Here is a 19609-nt window from a genome sequence, read left to right as displayed (position 1 = left end):
TGGCGTAGCGGCATGCTAATTTTCATCATCTCATAAAGACCCTGTACACGGCTCAGTGAGAAACCCGTTCGACCTGCTTACGCGGCAGGAACAGCCACAGCACGACCAGCATGATTAACGCATACAGCGATTTCCAGCCGATCATCAGCAACAGCGCACAGCAGAGCAGGCCGCCGATTGCCGCCATCACTTTGGCGCGCCCTTTCAGCAAACGCCACCCCGCCAGCATACACAGCAAATAAATCAGCACAAAGATGCCGTTCGCGTACACAATCAGCATATCCAGTGGCAACCTGAGCCAGTAAATTAACAGGCTGCACACCAGACAGCAGGCTACCACAACCGACAGCGCATTCACCGGCGCTTGCCCTGCGGACAGCTTCGCCAGTGCACTCCCTTTCGGTGCCTGCGACCAGACTAAACGGGCAAAGCCCTGCGTGTAGATATTCACGCTGGCAAAGCAGGCCAGATACCCGACAAAGCAGGCAATCCACAGCGCATGCTGACCAAACAATTGCACAACGATGCCCGGCAGTGAGGCCGTTGCGGCAATGCCTTCTCCGTAAGCTTTAAAATGCAGCACAGCTACCGTACATCCCCAATACACCGCACCCGCGACCAGCATGCCAATAAGTAAAGCCCGTGGGAAATCCCGCTCCGGCACCCGAAACTCCGTCGCCATGTGGGCAAAGGCTTCAAGGCCGACAAAGCACCAGAACATCACGGCCAGCGCACCGAAAGTGTTAGACCATGACAGTTCACTCACCGACGGCCAGGGAATATGCGCGGGCGTGATGTCGCCCTGCCACCAGATCGCGGCAACCAGCCCCACCACCAGCATCGCGATAACGATCTGAATATTGGCGCTGGATCCCGCACTGCGCAGGCCAAGCAGCCAGATACCGCCCAGCGTCAGCAGCTGTACGCAGAGTAGCCCCAGATCGCTCCAGCCAAATGCCGCCTGCCAGAACCCTGCGGCAATCTGCAAGGCAGCAGGTAGCCCCAGCGGAATAACGGACAGAAATAGCCAACCGGTCACCCGCGCCATGCGCGGCCCAAAAGCGAGGTTAACAAAGTGCGCGGCCCCGCCCGCATTAGGAAAATGTTGCCCCAGCGCGGCAAAGCCAATGGCGATAGGAAAAACAAGCAGGATCAAGATCGGCCACGCCCATAGGCTGTCTTGCTGTGCCAGCTGTGCGACCAGCGCGGGAACCGCAAACACCCCTGTTCCCAGCAGAGAAGTAGACAGCAACCCCACGCCCTGAATCAACCCAAGCTCTTGTTTTAATCCTTTTGCTTCACTCACTACGTTTCACCTTTTCTTGCTTTTTACACCACAGCACTACCGGCTCGAAGAATAAAAAAAGCCTCCACTAACGGAGGCTTCTCTCACCCACTGTATTCGCAAACTTATGCTTTCACATAGATAGTGCTATCAGGCGTTGGCTTTCAGCACATCGCGAATGCGGGCTTTGTAGGATTCAACCTTCTGCGGCGTCATCATACGACGTTCGTCATCTTGCACCACACCGCCAACATCGTCAGCAATACGCTGTGCAGACTGTAACATCAGTTTAAAGTTTTGGCTGGCATCGCCATAAGACGGCACCATCATGAAAATGGACACACCGAGCGTCGAGAACTCGGGCATCACATCGACATTAAATGAACCGGGTTTAACCATATTCGCCAGACTGAACAACACCGGGCCTCCGCCAGCGGGGTTCACATGGCGATGGAAAATGTTCATTTCACCAAACTGGAAACCAGCCTGAAGCAGGCTTTGCAACAGCAGTTCGCCGCCAATGACACCGCCCTGATGCGCCACAACATGCAGCACCAAAACCGCTTCTTTTGCCGCTGCGGGTTCAACTGGCTCAGGCTGAATTTTCTCATGCAGCGAATGTGCAACAGGCTGCTGTGGATCAGATACAGGTGCATCATACGCAAACGGCTCACGCGGAGCGTTAATGCTCGGCTCGGGAATAGCGGTTTCTCTAGGGACGACAACCGGCGGATAAGTATCACCACGTACTTGCGCACGCGGAGAATCCACTGGCGTCGCTTCATCCAGTAGCGGATCGTAAGAAGACACGGGAGACAGGTGCTCGAACGGCGATTTCGCCTCTGAACGAGCGTCTTCACGTGCACTGTTGTTAGTGAATGAGGGGTTATCAAATGACGCGTTATCAAATGATGAGTTATCAAGTGAAGCGCTGCCAAATGAAGGCTCACTTTGCTGCGGGCGGGCGCCCTTCACGCGAACTTGGCCAACGCCTTCATCCAGATCGTCAAGCGGCGTTTCATCACGCGCTTTTTTTCCACGTTTAACTGGGCGGTCACGAAAAAGGGACGAGCGCTCTTTACGGCTAGTCCACAAGCCGTGCAGTAACAGCGCTATTATAGCGATCGCGCCAACAACGATTAATATCAGACGCAAGTCCTGCATCATTGCTATCCCAATTGTTCCAAAAAAACATTGCCACCACGGCAAATACTTATACTACTAACTCTATTTGCCTGAGTACACAAGTGCAAGCCTGCACGGTACTTTATGACAATAAAGATAGATATAACGCACTTTTTTGCTGTTTTTTCATCCAAATGCGGGCTAGTCAGCATAAGATCATCCCGATATGATGCCTCAACAAACAAATGACTGAGTCTATCGGTACTATGTCTTCAGAAAAAAAATCGTCTTCAGAAAAACCATCATCTTCCGAAAAATCGTCTTACGGCAATACCGCAGACCAAGTTCGCAGCGGCATACACTATTTTCTTGCTGGATGGCGCCTGATCTCACTGCCGGGCATCCGACGTTTCGTTATTCTGCCCTTACTGATGAACATCGTACTGATGGGCGGGGCTTTCTGGTGGCTTTTTACCCAGTTGAATGACTGGATTCCGCAGATCATGAGCCACATTCCGAGCTGGCTGCAATGGCTCAGCTACCTCATTTGGCCACTTGCCGTGCTCTCCATTTTGCTGGTATTCAGCTACCTATTTAGCACGATAGCCAATTTTATCGCCGCACCGTTTAACGGCTTGTTGGCGGAGCAATTGGAAGCAAAACTCACCGGCCAAACGTTGCCGGACAGCGGTATACTCGGCATCGCTAAAGACGTCCCGCGCATTATGAAACGTGAAGTCCAAAAACTGGCGTATTACCTGCCACGCACGATTGTGCTACTGCTTCTCTATTTCATTCCAGGTATTGGACAAACTGTCGCTCCGGTACTGTGGTTCCTGTTCAGCGCGTGGATGCTGGCGATTCAATATTGCGATTATCCTTTTGATAACCACAAAGTGGGATTTGCCACGATGCGTCAGGCATTACGCCGCCATAAAGTCGCCAATATGCAGTTTGGCGCGTTGGTCAGCCTGTTTACGCTGGTGCCTTTTTTGAATCTGGTCATCATGCCCGTCGCGGTATGTGGTGCAACGCAGCTGTGGGTGGATCGTTATCGCGATCTGTCAGCAACCCTGCCGAAAAAAGCGCCATAAAAAGACCGCAAGCACGGGCTGATAACAGCCGGCGCTTTCTATTGTAATGAAAAGATATTTCTTAAGAACATAACGATATAGCAATTCTTTACTTCACTGAAAAGTGTGAACGGGTATTCTCTCTACGTTCGCAAAAATTTCATACAGTTATAAGGACAGGCTATGAGCAAGATCTACGAAGACAATTCTTTCACAATCGGCCATACGCCGCTGGTTCGCCTGAACCGTATCGGCAACGGACGCATTCTGGCTAAAGTGGAATCCCGCAACCCCAGCTTCAGCGTAAAATGCCGTATCGGCTCCAACCTGATTTGGGATGCAGAAAAACGCGGCGTTCTAAAACCAGGCATTGAGTTGGTTGAACCTACCAGCGGAAACACAGGGATTGCCTTGGCCTATGTCGCCGCAGCTCGCGGCTACAAACTCACGCTCACCATGCCAGAAACCATGAGCATCGAGCGCCGCAAGCTGCTGAAAGCGCTGGGTGCGAACCTGGTGCTGACCGAAGGCGCGAAAGGCATGAAAGGTGCCATCGCCAAAGCAGAAGAGATTGTAGCCAGCGATCCGCAGCGTTATCTGCTGCTACAACAGTTCAGCAACCCCGCTAACCCAGAAATTCACGAGAAAACCACCGGCCCTGAAATTTGGGAAGATACCGACGGTCAGGTTGATGTCTTTATCTCTGGCGTCGGTACTGGCGGTACGCTGACGGGTGTCAGCCGCTACATCAAGAACACCAAAGGCAAGGCCATCATCAGCGTGGCGGTTGAACCTACCGATTCACCCGTGATCACTCAGGCGTTAGCAGGCCAAGAGCTGAAACCGGGCCCGCACAAGATTCAGGGCATCGGCGCGGGTTTCATTCCAGGTAACCTGGACCTGAAACTGATTGACCGTGTAGAGAAAGTGACGAACGAAGAAGCGATCAGCACCGCGCGCCGTTTGATGGAAGAAGAAGGCATTCTAGCTGGTATTTCTTCCGGTGCAGCCGTTGCCGCAGCGCTGAACTTGCTCAAAGAAAAAGAATTTGAAGATAAAACTATCGTCGTTATTCTGCCTTCTTCCGGCGAACGCTACCTCAGCACAGCACTCTTTGCCGACCTGTTCACCGAGCAGGAACTGCAACAATAACCACTCGGTCACACTCGAACAACAAGTGACCAATGTGTTAAAAAAGCACCTATTTAGGTGCTTTTTTGTGGCACAGTTCAAACTTTCTACCACATATGGATTGCTTTTCTACATCAGGTTTAGTATTTAACCGAACAATTATTTTGATGCGTGAAATTAATATCCGACAAGTACCACGCCTCATCACATTATGTTTTTCCTGCGCACGATAGCCCACATCGCCGTTTTGCGACTGAGGTTAAGATAATGGGTGACGGAATCTGCGGTATTTGATGGTATTTTATTCAGGAAATACGTTTGACGGTTTTCTTGTCGCATCGTGGCCTGCCCCTGTAACATAAATCAGGAGCTAACCAAACAGGCTAAAGTTCAGTGAATCAGCTAAACTTTAGTTCCACAACATTAATCTAATCCATAAGTTGGGGAAAAAAGCATGTTCCAGCAAGAAGTGACTATCACCGCACCAAATGGCCTGCACACTCGTCCTGCTGCTCAGTTCGTCAAAGAAGCCAAAGGCTTCACCTCTGAAATCACAGTGACGTCTAACGGCAAGAGCGCTAGCGCTAAGAGCCTGTTCAAATTACAAACACTCGGCTTAACACAAGGAACTGTGGTTACTATCGCTGCGGAAGGCGAAGACGAACAAAAAGCGGTTGAACACCTGGTCAAGCTGATGGCTGAGCTCGAGTAAACGACGAGTTTTTTAGTGAACACCAGAATCGAGTAAGGTAGGGTTATGATTTCAGGCATATTAGTATCACCGGGTATTGCTTTTGGTAAGGCACTGTTACTGAAAGAAGATGAAATTCTCATCAACCGGAAAAAAATCTCTGCGGATCAGGTGGAGCAGGAAATTGAACGTTTTCTGACTGGCCGTTCCAAAGCATCCGTACAGTTGGAAGCTATCAAGAAGAAAGCGGGCGAGACGCTGGGCGCAGAGAAAGAAGCCATCTTCGAAGGCCACATCATGTTGCTGGAAGATGAAGAGTTCGAGCAGGAAATCATAGCCCTGATTAAAGATGAGCATGCTTCCGCCGACGCAGCTGCATTTTCCGTCATCGAAAACCAGGCTAAAGCACTGGAAGAGCTTGATGATGAATATCTGAAAGAACGCGCCGCGGACATGCGTGATATCGGGAAGCGTTTGCTACGCAACATTCTCAATATGACCATCGTCGATCTGGGCGATATTCAGGATGAAGTCATTCTGGTCGCAACGGACCTGACACCGTCAGAAACCGCGCAGCTGAATCTGGACAAAGTGCTGGGCTTCATCACCGACCTCGGTGGCCGCACGTCTCACACGTCCATTATGGCCCGTTCGCTGGAACTGCCTGCGATCGTCGGCACGACAAATGTGACCCAGCAGGTCAAAAACGGCGACTATCTGATTCTGGATGCCGTAAACAACCAGATTTATCAGAATCCGACCGCGGATAAAATTGAAGAATTAAAAGCGGTTCAGCAGCAATACCACGCTGAAAAGTATGAGCTGGCTAAGCTGAAAGATCTGCCGGCCATCACGCTGGACGGTCATCAGGTTGAAGTCTGTGCCAACATCGGTACCGTGCGTGATGTCGCGGGTGCTGAGCGTAACGGCGCAGAAGGTGTCGGCCTGTATCGTACCGAATTCCTGTTCATGGATCGTGACTCGCTGCCTACCGAAGAAGAGCAGTTCCAGGCGTATAAGGCTGTTGCCGAAGCCGTTGGCGCTCAGGCCGTTATCGTCCGTACCATGGATATCGGTGGCGACAAAGATCTGCCATACATGAATCTGCCGAAGGAAGAGAACCCGTTCCTTGGCTGGCGTGCTATCCGTATCTGTCTGGATCGTAAAGAAATCCTGCATGCTCAGTTGCGTGCCATTCTGCGCGCATCAAAATTTGGCAAGCTGCGTATCATGTTCCCGATGATTATTTCCGTGGAAGAAGTACGTGAGCTGAAAGCCGAATTGGAGATGCTGAAAGCACAGCTGAGAGAAGAAGGTAAAGCCTTCGACGAAAGCATTGAAGTCGGCGTGATGGTTGAAACACCTGCCGCTGCCGCCATCGCGTCACATTTAGCCAAAGAAGTCGACTTCTTTAGTATTGGGACAAATGACTTAACCCAGTATACTCTGGCAGTTGATCGCGGTAATGAGCTGATTTCTCATCTCTATAATCCGATGTCCCCCGCAGTCCTGACCCTGATTAAACAGGTTATTGACGCGTCTCATGCCGAAGGCAAATGGACAGGGATGTGTGGTGAGCTCGCCGGTGACGAACGTGCTACACTACTGTTATTGGGAATGGGTCTGGACGAATTCAGCATGAGTGCAATCTCTATCCCGAGCATCAAGAAAATCATCCGTAATGCGAATTACGAAGATGCGAAGGCGCTGGCGGAGCAAGCACTCGCTCAACCGACAGCACAAGAGTTAAGCAATCTGGTGAGCCGCTTTATTAAAGAAAAAACGCTCTGCTGATTCTGCTTTACCTAATAGGTTTCAAGGTGGCAATCAGCACCCCGACAGGCGATAGATTCGCAGTCGGGGTAGCGAAGAAAACCAATGCCACACCAACTTGAAAGATTAGGGTATACGCTGGCCCAATATTAATGCTTAGGAGAGAATCATGGGTTTGTTCGATAAATTGAAGTCTCTGGTTTCTGACGACAAAAAAGACACTGGCAGCATCGAAATTATTGCCCCGCTGTCCGGCGAAATCGTCAATATTGAAGACGTTCCTGATGTCGTATTCGCAGAGAAAATCGTCGGTGACGGTATTGCCATCAAGCCAACTGGCAACAAGATTGTCGCACCGGTAGACGGCACCATCGGTAAGATTTTTGAAACCAACCATGCGTTTTCCATCGAGTCTGACAGCGGCATTGAGCTGTTTGTGCACTTTGGTATTGATACCGTTGAATTGAAAGGCGAAGGCTTCAAGCGCATCGCCGAAGAAGGCCAGCGAGTGAAGAAAGGCGATCTCATTATTGAGTTTGACCTGGCTCTGCTGGAAGAAAAAGCGAAGTCTACTCTGACACCAGTGGTTATTTCCAACATGGATGAAATCAAGGAATTGACCAAACTGAGTGGTACGGTTGTTGTCGGTGAAACGCCGGTTATCCGTATCAAAAAGTAAACCGCCTTCTACGGATGGTTTACTACGTTTGCACGAAACGGCACCCGGATGGTGCCGTTTTCGTTTCAAGCTTTCCAGCGCGGCACGCACAGGCGAATCACTAATCCGCACTCTTCACCATTATCTGCCTCAATATGCCCGCCGTGCGCTAGCACGACTTTACGGGTAATCGCCAGCCCCAGCCCATAGCCCTTGCCAGATAGCGGCGAATCAACACGAATGAAAGGATCGAAGATACTGGAGAGCTTACTTTTCTCCACGCCAGGCCCCTGATCGGCGACCTGAATCATCCACTCATGTTCATTGCCAATGAGTGACACGGAAACCTGCTGGGCGGGAGCAGAAAAACGTAGCGCGTTGCGCATCACATTATCGACCGCCCTGCGCATCAGCTCCGCGTTGCCTTTAATCGTGTAGTCTTCGTCTTCATCCGCTGCCAGCAGGATTTCAACGCCAGTGACCTGCGCTTCATAGCGCGTATCGTTGACCACTGCCGTCACCAGCCCCAGTAGGTCGAAATAGGCTTCCTCAATGCCGGAATGCTCCGTGCGCGATAGCGTCAGCAGTTCGCCAATCATCTTATCCATCAGCAAGGCTTCACGTTCAATTCGCTGCAAGGAACTCTCTATATTGTCCGGGTTCTGCCTTATCAACCCGATAGCGAGCTGCAAACGCGCCAGCGGAGAGCGCAGCTCGTGCGAAACATCATGAAGCAGTTGTTCACGCGCGCTGGCCAGACTGTCCAGCCGTTCGACCATTGAATCGAAATCACGCGCGACATCGCTGATTTCATCATGACGTTTATGCATCACCGGCAGCAGTCGCACGTTCAGATCGCCCTGCGCAACCTGATCAAATCCCGCGCGGATCTGGCTTAGCGGGCGTGCCAGACTCCATGCCAATACCGAGCTGAACAACAGGCCACCAAACCCCGCAATGATCACAAACGGCACAGGCACGTTGAGAAATTCGACTGGGCGAGGAGGACGAAATTCGCTGCGCAGCAGCTCGGCGTCATAACGAATCTGATACCACTTTCCGGCAGGGCCGCAGACCTGCTTGATTATATGCGTGGCACGCGGCGCGCCACGTTTATCCGGCGCAAAAGCCTCATCAAGCAACACGTTCTGCGGAGCGGAAACTAACTCCTGATCGGACAGCGGCAACGGTGATTCCGTGACGGAAATGTATTGCTGCTCTTGCTGCGGCAGCAGCGACATCACATCGTTCAGTTCGCCCAAGCCGCCATGTTGCAGCGCCGCAGCCACCATCTCCGTTTGCATCGTCGCAATGCGCGACACCACGATTTCTTCCAGCGGCTTATGCCGCTCGCCGTAAAAAGAAAAAGCTAGCCACAGCAGTTGAGACATGACGAGAAACGTCAGCCAAAACCCGAGCAAGATCTTCCAGAAAAGTCGTCCACGAATCATCATCAGCGAATCCGGTATCCCACGCTGCGCACGGTTTCAATCGTCATGCTGCTGCCCGGCAAGGCTCCGAGCTTCTGACGGATATTGCTAATGTGTACGTCCACGCTGCGGTCATAAGCCTCACGGCGACGCCCCAGACATTTTTCGGACAGCTCATCCTTTGACACCACCCGCTCGGGGAAACGCAGTAGCAGCTCCAGCAAATTAAACTCAGAGGCCGTCAGATCAAACGGCTTCCCTCGCCATTCGCTGATGCGCGTTGCAGGGTTCAATACCAAATCGCCACTGGCCGCCAGACTCTCGTCCCGTTTTGTATTCGGCTGATCGTCATAGCGGCGTAGCACCGCACGTAGTCTCGCCACCAGCTCACGCGGGTAACAAGGTTTGGGCATATAGTCATCCGCGCCCATTTCCAGACCGATAACTCTGTCGATATTGTCGCCTCTCGCCGTCAGCATAATGACGGGCAACTGCTGGGTTTTTCTGATCTGACGCAGCACGTCAATCCCGCTCATATCTGGCAGCATGACATCCAGAATCATCGCGGTGTAATCCCCGGACGTCGCGCCATCGACGCCCTCTTTACCCGTCAGCACCCGCGAGGTCGAAAACCCTTCCGCATTCAGATACTCACAGAGCATATCGCCCAGCTCTACGTCATCATCGACCAGTAAAATATTCATATCCTGTCCTCATTAATCGGGTATACCCTACGTATTCGAGTTGCGGGAAGGAAACGCACGTGCAGCTTGAAGTATGATGGGTATAGATGATGTATTCTCAGGCCTCGCGTGAATATTCGCAGCCAGATTTACTTAATCCTTACCATTTCTTTCAGCAAAGATTACCGCTACCTTTACGGACTCGGGGTAAATTACTCACCTGCGTTATTTATTCCCGTTGATACCCTAAATAATTCGAGTTCCAGGCAGGCGGCAAGCGAGGGACAAATTCGTCGGGAACGAATTTGACCAGCCAACGGCTGGCCTTCGGTGAGAGACAGGATGTCTCTCATTTCATCCCGATGAGCTTACTCAGGTAAGTGATTCGGGTGATTGAGCGCAGCCAACGAACCTGCAACTTGAAGTATGACGGATACAGATGCATGAATTAAGGACGACTTTCCCTGATGCAATCACGATTTTTTACACGACGCCGTACGACGATCGCGCTGGGTCTTATCGCCGCTGCCGTGCTGCTTCATCTGTTTTTCAACAAGCCATCGCCTACGCCCAATACGCTTACCGCCGCCGCCGAGATTGCGGATCTCGAACAAACAGTACTTGCTGACGGCAAAATTGAGGCACAGAAGCTGGTCAGCGTCGGTGCACAGGCCTCAGGGCAAATCAAAGCGCTGCACGTCGAACTCGGCAATAAGGTGAAAAAGGGGCAATTGATCGCCGAGATTGATGACCTCACCCAGCAGGACACGCTAAAAAACGGTGAGGCGGCGTTAAAAAATATTCAGGCGCAGCGAGCGGCCAAATTGGCCGAATTGCGTAATAACGAATTAAGCTGGCAGCGTCAGCAAATGTTGATGAAACGTGGCGTTGGCGCACAGGCCGATTACGATAGCGCGAAAGCGACGCTGGATGCCACCCGAGCCAACATCGACGCGCTGGACGCCCAAATCATTCAGGCACAGATTACCGTCAACACCGCCAAGGTTAATCTGGGATACACCCAAATTCGTTCACCGATGGATGGCACCGTGGTGGCCATTCCTGTTGAAGCAGGGCAAACGGTCAACGCGATTCAGACGACGCCGACCATCGCTAAAGTCGCCAATCTGGACACCATGACCATCAAGGTGAAAATCTCAGAGGCCGACGTCGTCAAGGTAAAAACCGGCATGCCGGTGTGGTTCAGTATTCTGGGCGAACCGAATAACCGTTACGAAGCCACGCTGAGCTCGATTGAACCCGCGCCAGACTCTATCAACACGGACTCGACCACAACGTCATCCAGTTCGAGCAGCAGCACCAGTTCATCATCCAGCACCGCGATCTATTACAACGGCCTGTTCGATGTGAAGAACCCTGACGGCGTATTGCGCATTTCCATGACGGCACAGGTGTATATTCTGTTGTCTTCGGTGAAAAATGCCATTGTCATTCCAGCGACGGCGTTAACCTCGCGCGATGGCATGTGGTACGTGCAGGTCGTGAATGCGAATAAGAAGATCGAATCGCGTCTCGTCACGCTCGGCCTCAATGACAACGTGCGCACTCAGATCCGTTCGGGGCTCAGCGTTGGGGAACAGGTGGTTGTCAGCCCATCGTCCGGTGATGCCGCGTCTACGCATCCCGGCCCGCCGATGGGGATGTAACACATGTCCACATCCTTACTTAAACTAACCGGCATTACCCGCCGCTTTTCCAACGGCGAACAGGACGTCACCGTCCTCAAGGACATCAACCTGACCATCAATCAGGGAGAGATGGTGGCGATTGTCGGTGCGTCCGGGTCGGGAAAATCCACGCTGATGAATATTCTCGGCTGTCTGGATAAACCGTCCTCCGGTGATTATCAGGTGGCAGGACGCGCCGTTGGCAAACTGGACAACGACCAGCTCGCGGAACTGCGCCGCGAGCATTTCGGCTTTATTTTCCAGCGCTATCACCTGCTCGGCGACCTCAGCGCGCTGGGGAATGTTGAAGTTCCGGCCATTTATGCAGGAAAGAGTCGGCTGGCACGCCGTCAACGGGCAGCAGAACTGCTCACTCGGCTAGGACTGGAAAATCGTCTCCACTATCGGCCCAGCCAACTTTCCGGCGGCCAGCAGCAGCGCGTGAGTATCGCGCGGGCGCTGATGAACGGCGGCGGCATTATTCTGGCGGATGAACCCACCGGTGCGCTGGACACCCACAGCGGCAACGAGGTTCTGAGCATACTTCGCGATCTGCACAGACAAGGTAATACCGTCGTGATCGTGACCCACGATATGACGATTGCCGAACACGCTCAGCGCATCATCGAACTGCGCGATGGCGAAGTGATTGCCGACCGACAAACGCGCCCCGAAGAGGCCACCGAGCCGCCACCGAAAGCCGCCAGCTCTCCAGCGGCGTCCGCCCTGAATCAGTTCAAAGATCGCTTTATCGACGCGTTTAAAATGGCGCTGCTGGCGATGAACGCCCAGCGGATGCGCACCTTTCTGACCATGCTCGGCATCATCATCGGCATTGCGTCTGTCGTCTCGGTCGTCGCGCTGGGAAAAGGCTCACAGGAGCAAGTGCTGGCCGACATCAACTCGATGGGCACCAGCACGCTGGAAATTTTCCCCGGCAAAGACTTCGGCGACATGGATGCCAGCGCCATCCAAACGCTGCGGGCCAGCGATATTCAGCCGCTAACGCAGCAGCCCTACGTGCATAGCGTTACGCCTTCGATCTCAACCAGCGTAACGATGCGCTACGGCAACATTGCCGTTTCCGCCAGCATTTCCGGGGTTGGTGAGCAGTTCTTCACCGTACGTGGCTACACTCTGCAACGCGGCGTACTTTTCCCTCGCAGCAGCGTCGATGAACTAAAGCAGGACGCAGTGATTGACAAAAACACGCGCGATAAGCTCTTTCCCCATGGCGAAGATCCCATTGGGCAAGTGATTCTGCTGGGCTCGCTGCCCGTAAGGATTATCGGCGTCGTCAGCAAGAATCAGGGCGGCTTCGGCAGCGATGAAAACCTGAACGTGTGGGTGCCGTACACGACGGTGATGAAGCGCATGGTCGGGCAGTCCTACCTGAAAAGCATCACGGTGCGGGTGAAAGACAATATTGATATGAACGTCGCCGAGAAAAGCATCACTGCACTGCTGACGCAGCGACACGGTACGAAAGATTTCTTTATCATGAACACGGACAGCATTCGGCAGATGATCGAGAAAACCACCACCACGCTCACGCTGCTGGTGTCGATGATCGCGCTGATTTCGCTGCTGGTCGGCGGTATTGGCGTGATGAACATCATGCTGGTATCCGTCACCGAGCGAACCCGAGAGATCGGCGTTCGTATGGCGGTTGGCGCACGCACCAGCGATATCATGCAGCAGTTTCTTATCGAAGCGGTGCTGGTTTGCCTGTTCGGCGGCATCATCGGCGTGGCGCTGTCGCTGGCTATCGGCGTGCTGTTTGCACAGTTCAGCAGCAATTTCGCGATGATGTATTCCAGCTCCTCGATTATTGCCGCGTTCCTGTGCTCCAGCCTGATCGGTATTATCTTCGGCTTCTTCCCCGCCCGTCGTGCCGCGCGGATGGAACCGATTCACGCGCTGGAGCGGGAATAGCCAACGCACATGCAACTCGAAGTATGACGAGTAACGTTAATCAAATACCCCGGTGGACAGATACCGATCGCCGCGATCGCAGGCGATTGCCACAATCACGCTGCCGGGGTTTTCTGCCGCAATCCGCAACGCACCGGCTACCGCACCGCCGGAACTGACACCACAGAAGATGCCTTCCTGACGCGCCAGCTGTCGCAGCGTATTCTCAGCGTCCACCTGCGTCATATCCAGAATGCGATCGACCAGATCGGCACGGAAAATCCCTGGCATATAGTCTGGCGTCCAGCGGCGAATACCGGGAATGTGGCTCCCTTCCGCAGGTTGTAATCCCACCGTACAAATTGCCGGGTTCTGCTGTTTCAGATAACGGCTGACGCCGGAAATGGTGCCGGTCGTTCCCATACTGGAAATAAAATGAGTTAGCTTGCCCGCCGTCTGCTGCCAGATTTCTGGGCCAGTAGTCAGAAAGTGCGCCAGCGAATTATCTGGGTTATTGAACTGATCGAGCGTTTTCCCTTCTCCCGCCAGCACCATCTGTTCCGCCCGATCCCGAGCCCCTTCCATCCCCAGCTTGCGATTCACCAACACCAGCTCCGCGCCATACGCGCGCATCGCGGTCTGGCGTTCATAGCTCATGTTGTCCGGCATCAGCAGACGCAGCCGGTAGCCTTTTACCGCCGCAATCATCGCCAACGCAATGCCGGTGTTCCCGCTGGTCGCCTCAATGAGCCGGTCACCGGGGGCGATGTCACCGCGATTCTCCGCCTGCTGGATCATGGAGAGCGCAGCCCGATCTTTTACCGATCCGGCGGGATTATTTCCTTCCAGCTTCAGCCAGATTTCACTGTTCAACCCCTGTGTTATGCGCCGCAATTTCACCAGCGGGGTATTACCAATACAATGCTCAAGCGTTGTCACAAGTTGAGTCCTAAAAAGTCTCACCCACTTACGGAGTGAACGATAAAATTAACGTTGCTGACAAACCCATGATGGTTAATTCGAGATACACGGGCGACCACAGGGCGAGGTATCCCTACGGGAACCTCATCCCTGTGTTTCCCCTAAAATCTGACTTTGCCAGCAATCTCAATTTACTGCTTTTCAGGCGGATTCTGTTCCCGCCCTTGCGCCATTTGCCGCTTCACACGCCACTGCAAAGCGCTTTTGATGAACAGCGTCAATATCGCCATCACGGTTAACAACGCCGCAGCGGTAAACGCCCCCACGCTGTTATAATCCTGATGCAACAATTCGACCTGTAGCGGCAGCGTGTAGGTTTCACCGCGAATCGCACCTGACACCACAGACACGGCGCCAAACTCACCTATCGCTCTGGCATTGGTCAGCACCACGCCATACAGCAGCGCCCAGCGAATATTCGGTAGCGTTACCCGATAGAACACCTGCCAGCCTGACGCACCGAGCAGCACTGCCGCTTCTTCTTCCTGGCTGCCCTGACTCATCATCACCGGAACCAGCTCCCTGACCATAAACGGACAGGTCACGAATATCGTCACCAGCGCAATGCCCGGCCAGGCAAACATCAGCTGTATCCCCTGCTCATCCAGCCAGCCGCCAACCGGGCCGTTGGTGCTGTAAAAGAGCAGATACAGCAAACCCGCCACCACAGGAGAAACCGCAAAAGGAATGTCGATCAGCGTGAGCAGCAGTTGCCGACCCGGAAACTGAAAGCGCGTGACCAGCCACGCCAGCAGCGTGCCAAACACCAGATTCACCGGTACGACAATCGCGACCACCAGCAGCGTGAGGCCAATGGCATGCAGCATGTCAGGATCGCTCAGGTTACGCCAGACGCCCCCCAGCCCATGCGACAGCGCAGCGGAAAAAATTGACACCAAGGGGATGACTAGCATGATGAGCGATAATATCACGCCCAGCGCAATCAACGCCGCTCTCGCCCAGTTACGTTCCTGCCGCACCGGATGGGATTGACGCTGCGGCGTCACAGTCGGTATCTCTGCCATTACACGCTCCGGGTCCGTTGGCCAAAACGGCTTTGCAGCACGTTGACGGCAAACAGTATCAATAAGGACGCGGCTAACACGACGGAGGCAATCGCGCTGGCAGCAGGGAAATCAAACTCCTGCAAACGGATAAAAATCATCAGCGAAACGACTTCCGTTTGCCAGGCAATATTCCCCGCAATAAAGATAACCGCGCCAAACTCGCCCAGACTGCGGGCAAACGACAGCGCGGTGCCCGTTAGTAGCGCCGGCGTTAACTCCGGTAAAATGACGTAGCGAAAACACTGCCAGCGATTCGCACCCAGCGTTTGTGCCGCCTCTTCGTATTCCGGCCCCAGATCTTCCAACACGGGTTGGACAGTACGCACCACAAAAGGAATGCTGGTGAACGCCATCGCGACCGTAATCCCCAGCCAGGTATACGACACCTTAATGCCGTACTCTGCCAGCCATGCGCCGTACCAGCCGGTCGTTGAAAACAGCGCGGCCAGCGTCAGCCCCGCCACGGCGGTGGGGAGCGCAAAGGGTAAATCCATCAACCCATCCAGCAGGGCTCGGCCGGGAAAGCGATAACGCGTCAGAATCCACGCCATTAACAGACCGAATCCGGCATTAAATACCGTCGCCAGCCCTGCCGCCAAGAGCGTGACTTTGTAGGCGGCCACCACCTGCGGATTGGAGATTACCGTCCAGTACTGCGCCAGACTCATTTCTGAGAGTTGCATGACCAACGCACTTAAGGGCAGCAGCAGAATCAGACAGACGAACAGCAGGCTGCTACCCAGACTCAGCGCAAATCCCGGCAGCACCCGTTTACCTGAACCAGAAAAGACGTTACCCGACCCCAAAGACATTACTGACGACCAGCCGCCAGCAATTTATCCAGTTCACCACCGGTGTCGAAGTGGGTTTTCATCACCTGTGGCCACGCCCCAAACTGATCTTCCACTCGGAATAAGGTGGTCTCCGGGAAACGGGATTTCAGCGTTTGCGTCAATTCAGGGTTATTCACACGGTAGTAAAAATCGGTGATCACCTTCTGCGCCTCTGGGCTATACAGATAATTCAGATAGGCTTTTGCCGCCTGCTCCGTGCCGTTCTTCTCAACATTCTTATCGATCCACGCCACCGGGAATTCCGCCAGCACGTTGACCTTCGGGACGATCACCTCGTAGTTCTCAGCGCCGTACTGGTTGCGAATGTTATTCACCTCGGATTCAAAGCTGATCAGCACATCGCCCAACTGGCGTTCCACAAACGTAGTGGTTGCGCCACGGCCACCAGTATCAAATACCTCGACGTTCGCCAGAAAACGCTTTACCCACTCGCGAGTTTTGGCCTCATCGCCACCGTTGGCTTTACTGGTCGCGCCCCAGGCCGCAAGGTAGGTATAGCGGGCATTGCCGGAGGTTTTCGGATTCGGGAAAATCAGCTTAACGTCATCACGCACCAGATCGTTCCAGTCGTGAATCCCTTTTGGATTACCTTTGCGAACCAGAAACGCCATGGTGGAGTAAAACGGAGAGCTGTTATTCGGTAAACGCGCCTGCCAATCAGCCGGAATCAGTTGCCCGCGATCGTGCAGGATCTGAACGTCTGTCACCTGGTTATAGGTCACGACATCGGCCTTAAGGCCTTGCAGGATAGCCAACGCCTGTTTAGACGAACCGGCATGCGATTGTTTGATCGTCAGCGGATCGTTAGGATGCTGAGACAGCCACTGTTTTTCAAAGCCGGGATTGAGCGCAACAAATAGCTCACGCGATACATCATAAGAGCTGTTCAGCAGCTCGGTAGCAGAGACCATGCTCTGCCCGCCCAGCAGCAATGACAGCGCCAGAGAACCTTTCACCAGCCAGCCTTTCACCTGTACTTGATTCATCTTATGTCCTGCCAGAGTTAGAGCCTATTCGGTAGGCCTTGTTATAGGGGCCGTTTCATAGCCGTTTTTGTATATACCCTAAATAATTCGAGTTGCATGCAGGCGGCAACCGAGCGAATCCCCAGGAGCTTACTCAGGTAAGTGACTGGGGTGAGTAAGGGCAGCCAACGCCCAAGCAGCTTGAAGTATGACGGGTATAGCGCAAATCAGTGTAGGGGGAAGTGGCGGTTAACATATAACCTTTATATATAACATTTCGGGATTTTTAAGCGCTAAAGGACATAACCCCGAAACCAGCGAGGCGAGAAGAAAAAGTAGGATGAAAAAGGAAAGGTGCAGCCAGATAGCCAATGCAGGGAGCGGAAAATTGAAAGCTGAGAGAATTGATGCCTGCACAGGTGCAGGCATCAGGAAAACGAGTCAGATCTTACAGCGACAAAAGCTTCTCAAGAGAAGGCGCGAAGAAGTAGCTGCCGCTGACAGCACGCGTAAAGCGCAGCATGTCATCACGTTTGCCGTCACGATCGCCGAACATGCTCAGCAACTGCTGCTCAATGTTATGCAGACGCGCGCAGTAGGCGACAAAGTAAAGCCCGTTCTTCCCGCTAGCAGTGCCATAAGGCAGGCTCTGACGCAGAATTTTCAGCCCTTTGCCGTCTTCCTTTAAATCCACACGGCTAAGATGCGAGGTCTCAGGGCGCTCATCGGAAGACAGTTCCTCATTGTCCTGCTTGGTGCGGCCAATCATTTGCTCTTGCTGCTCCACGCTAAAACGCTGCAACTGCTTCAGATTGTGCTCCCAACGTTGAGTAAACACGTAGCTGCCGCCCGCATCCGGCTGGCCTTCTGGGATAATCGCCACAGCGTGACGCGCATCGCCTTGCGGATTTTCCGTGCCGTCGACAAAGCCGCTTAAATCGCGATCCTCCACCCAGCGGAAACCGTGCGTCTCTTCTTCGATACGAATCGCGCCACCAAATGCGGTCAGTGCCGCCTGTGCCAGCGTAAAATTAACATCATGGCGAAGCGATTGAATATGGATCAACACATCACGCTGCGTGGCAGGAGCAAGCCCTTTACCCAGCGGCGTGAACGGCTTCAGCTCCGCCGCACTATGATTACAGTCCAGATCGCGCCAGACATCGCTGCCAAACGCCAGCACTGCGCCTAATCCCGCATCGGGATACTGCTGCTGTAACGCTTGTAACGTCTGACAGAATTTTTTGCATCCCTGCCGGATAGCATCAAACTCTCCCTGAATCATCGCTTCCATAAAAATGGCAAAACGGCGGTGTTCCAATAAAATACCGCTTTGAATTGGTGTCATTTCTGCTTCCTCAAGCGTCAGTTTTTTCTTTGTTGTTATGGTTTACTACGATAGTTATGGCGCATACGACCGCCGAAAAAATATCAGGCGGTGCCGCTATCATACCGGAAGCCGCCTGACTTTTACCTTGCGTGAAGACAAATTCGTCTTTGATGTAAAGATGCCCTTTTATAAAACGGATGTGTTGCGCGCCTGCGCGTGCCACACGATCTTGCTCACTTTCCAGGTTTTCAGGATATCGTCGGGCGGCATCAAGCCTTCTGGGCCGCTCCACTCGCCGGAATAAACGTAGCTGATATGCGTACTCTGCGGCGCGGCACATTCCACGCTCTGCGCATCATCACCTTGCCCTAACTGGCAGGATTCAAACGCTTTACTGTAGGTATTGCTAAAAGCATCCCCTATTTTCACGCCACCTGCGCTGCCAATCGCCGGATCCATGACCTCAACTTTGCGCACGCTACCCTTAGGCTGCCCACTGATGACCATCTTCACGTCTTTGCCATCCAGCGCCTGATAAAACGCGACCAGTTGACCGTTGGACGTGCCCATTCCGCTACGCAGTTGATAACTGCCATCCAGCGCGCTCTGTAGCGCCCCTTCGGACAGCGGCGTACCAGCATTGATGCCACCGACACCTGCATCGGTAACCTCCAGCGAGCTGCCGAACCAGTTAAACGGCGACAGGCTGGACCAGGAGAAATTGGAAAGCGTGCTGCATCCGGTCAGCAACAGCGGTAAACCCAGCACCAGCGATAAACCCAGCGGGCGAAAATTCATGGCATGTACTCCTCAAGATTGAATGGCTTTCGTCATCAGCCCCCCTAGTAAGATGGGGATTGGAGTCTGCGAGCGACGAAAAGTGCCGTAAAGACGGGATAATCCTGCGGAGGATTATAGGGGGCATGGGACGAGAAACCTACCAGAACCGCAGACCTCCCGA

17 protein-coding genes are annotated in these 19609 nt (G+C 53.3%); 7 read left to right on the top strand and 10 right to left on the bottom strand.

From position 1 onward, the window contains the following. Window positions 1-52: 52 nt before the first annotated feature. On the bottom strand, window positions 53-1306 hold the full coding sequence (gene yjeH, locus K7X24_RS10690; protein ID WP_224554814.1) for an L-methionine/branched-chain amino acid transporter: 1254 nt from the start codon (window positions 1304-1306) through the stop codon (window positions 53-55). A 129-nt stretch (window positions 1307-1435) separates the two neighbouring features. Beyond that, window positions 1436-2452 carry a cell division protein ZipA gene (gene zipA, locus K7X24_RS10685; protein WP_224554812.1) on the bottom strand — a complete coding sequence of 339 codons (1017 nt, stop codon included), beginning with the start codon at window positions 2450-2452 and terminating at the stop codon, window positions 1436-1438. Between the two features lie 224 nt (window positions 2453-2676). Here zipA and cysZ point away from each other — a divergent pair, with 224 nt between their 5' ends. The 5 genes from cysZ (at window position 2677) to crr (ending at window position 7757) form a co-directional block, all read left to right on the top strand. After that, window positions 2677-3504, top strand: coding sequence for a sulfate transporter CysZ (cysZ, locus tag K7X24_RS10680; RefSeq protein ID WP_224554810.1), 828 nt, complete (start codon window positions 2677-2679; stop codon window positions 3502-3504). Between the two features lie 162 nt (window positions 3505-3666). Beyond that, window positions 3667-4635 (top strand): cysteine synthase A, encoded by a 969-nt coding sequence (cysK, locus tag K7X24_RS10675; RefSeq protein ID WP_103861315.1) that lies wholly within the window; start codon window positions 3667-3669, stop codon window positions 4633-4635. Window positions 4636-5068: 433 nt separating this feature from the next. Then, a complete protein-coding gene (gene ptsH / locus K7X24_RS10670) occupies window positions 5069-5326 on the top strand; it encodes a phosphocarrier protein Hpr (protein WP_005971891.1) in 258 nt (85 codons plus the stop codon). Window positions 5327-5371: 45 nt separating this feature from the next. Then, window positions 5372-7099 (top strand): phosphoenolpyruvate-protein phosphotransferase PtsI, encoded by a 1728-nt coding sequence (gene ptsI / locus K7X24_RS10665; protein ID WP_103943532.1) that lies wholly within the window; start codon window positions 5372-5374, stop codon window positions 7097-7099. Window positions 7100-7247: 148 nt separating this feature from the next. Continuing rightward, the gene (gene crr / locus K7X24_RS10660; RefSeq protein WP_010301392.1) at window positions 7248-7757 is read left to right on the top strand and encodes a PTS glucose transporter subunit IIA; all 510 of its coding nucleotides are present in this window, start codon (window positions 7248-7250) and stop codon (window positions 7755-7757) included. A gap of 65 nt (window positions 7758-7822) precedes the next feature. On the opposite strand, the gene K7X24_RS10655 is transcribed toward crr, so the two are convergent. Beyond that, window positions 7823-9190, bottom strand: a complete 1368-nt coding sequence (locus tag K7X24_RS10655; protein WP_224554808.1) for an ATP-binding protein — start codon at window positions 9188-9190, stop codon at window positions 7823-7825. After that, window positions 9190-9870 carry a response regulator transcription factor gene (locus tag K7X24_RS10650; RefSeq protein WP_103861318.1) on the bottom strand — a complete coding sequence of 227 codons (681 nt, stop codon included), beginning with the start codon at window positions 9868-9870 and terminating at the stop codon, window positions 9190-9192. The genes K7X24_RS10655 and K7X24_RS10650 overlap by 1 nt, the downstream gene beginning before the upstream one ends. A 446-nt stretch (window positions 9871-10316) precedes the next feature. Here K7X24_RS10650 and K7X24_RS10645 point away from each other — a divergent pair, with 446 nt between their 5' ends. Both K7X24_RS10645 and K7X24_RS10640 read left to right on the top strand, forming a co-directional pair. Beyond that, on the top strand, window positions 10317-11516 hold the full coding sequence (locus tag K7X24_RS10645) for an efflux RND transporter periplasmic adaptor subunit (RefSeq protein ID WP_224554805.1): 1200 nt from the start codon (window positions 10317-10319) through the stop codon (window positions 11514-11516). Window positions 11517-11519: 3 nt separating this feature from the next. After that, window positions 11520-13472 carry a MacB family efflux pump subunit gene (locus tag K7X24_RS10640; RefSeq protein ID WP_224554803.1) on the top strand — a complete coding sequence of 651 codons (1953 nt, stop codon included), beginning with the start codon at window positions 11520-11522 and terminating at the stop codon, window positions 13470-13472. 36 nt (window positions 13473-13508) lie between these two features. Here K7X24_RS10640 and cysM read toward each other — a convergent pair whose 3' ends face one another. From cysM to K7X24_RS10610, 6 genes are all read right to left on the bottom strand, one after another. Then, window positions 13509-14390 (bottom strand): cysteine synthase CysM, encoded by an 882-nt coding sequence (cysM, locus tag K7X24_RS10635; RefSeq protein ID WP_224554801.1) that lies wholly within the window; start codon window positions 14388-14390, stop codon window positions 13509-13511. 173 nt (window positions 14391-14563) lie between these two features. Continuing rightward, on the bottom strand, window positions 14564-15457 hold the full coding sequence (gene cysW, locus K7X24_RS10630; RefSeq protein ID WP_224554799.1) for a sulfate/thiosulfate ABC transporter permease CysW: 894 nt from the start codon (window positions 15455-15457) through the stop codon (window positions 14564-14566). Beyond that, complete coding sequence (cysT, locus tag K7X24_RS10625) at window positions 15457-16311, bottom strand: sulfate/thiosulfate ABC transporter permease CysT (protein ID WP_116586112.1); 855 nt, start codon at window positions 16309-16311, stop codon at window positions 15457-15459. Before cysT ends, cysW begins: the two co-directional genes overlap by 1 nt. Continuing rightward, window positions 16311-17339: a sulfate ABC transporter substrate-binding protein gene (locus K7X24_RS10620; protein WP_039494103.1), complete on the bottom strand. Its 1029-nt coding sequence runs from the start codon at window positions 17337-17339 to the stop codon at window positions 16311-16313. Before K7X24_RS10620 ends, cysT begins: the two co-directional genes overlap by 1 nt. Before the next feature lie 427 nt (window positions 17340-17766). Further along, window positions 17767-18666, bottom strand: a complete 900-nt coding sequence (locus K7X24_RS10615; RefSeq protein WP_224554797.1) for a Dyp-type peroxidase — start codon at window positions 18664-18666, stop codon at window positions 17767-17769. 168 nt (window positions 18667-18834) lie between these two features. Beyond that, the gene (locus K7X24_RS10610) at window positions 18835-19446 is read right to left on the bottom strand and encodes an RpoE-regulated lipoprotein (RefSeq protein ID WP_039507652.1); all 612 of its coding nucleotides are present in this window, start codon (window positions 19444-19446) and stop codon (window positions 18835-18837) included. Between the last annotated feature and the right edge of the window lie 163 nt (window positions 19447-19609).

The organism is Pectobacterium versatile, assembly GCF_020166435.1.
Classification (GTDB): Bacteria; Pseudomonadota; Gammaproteobacteria; order Enterobacterales; family Enterobacteriaceae; genus Pectobacterium; species Pectobacterium versatile.
The sequence above is the reverse complement of the archived record's forward strand: the minus strand, read 5'-3'. Positions and strand labels throughout refer to the sequence as shown.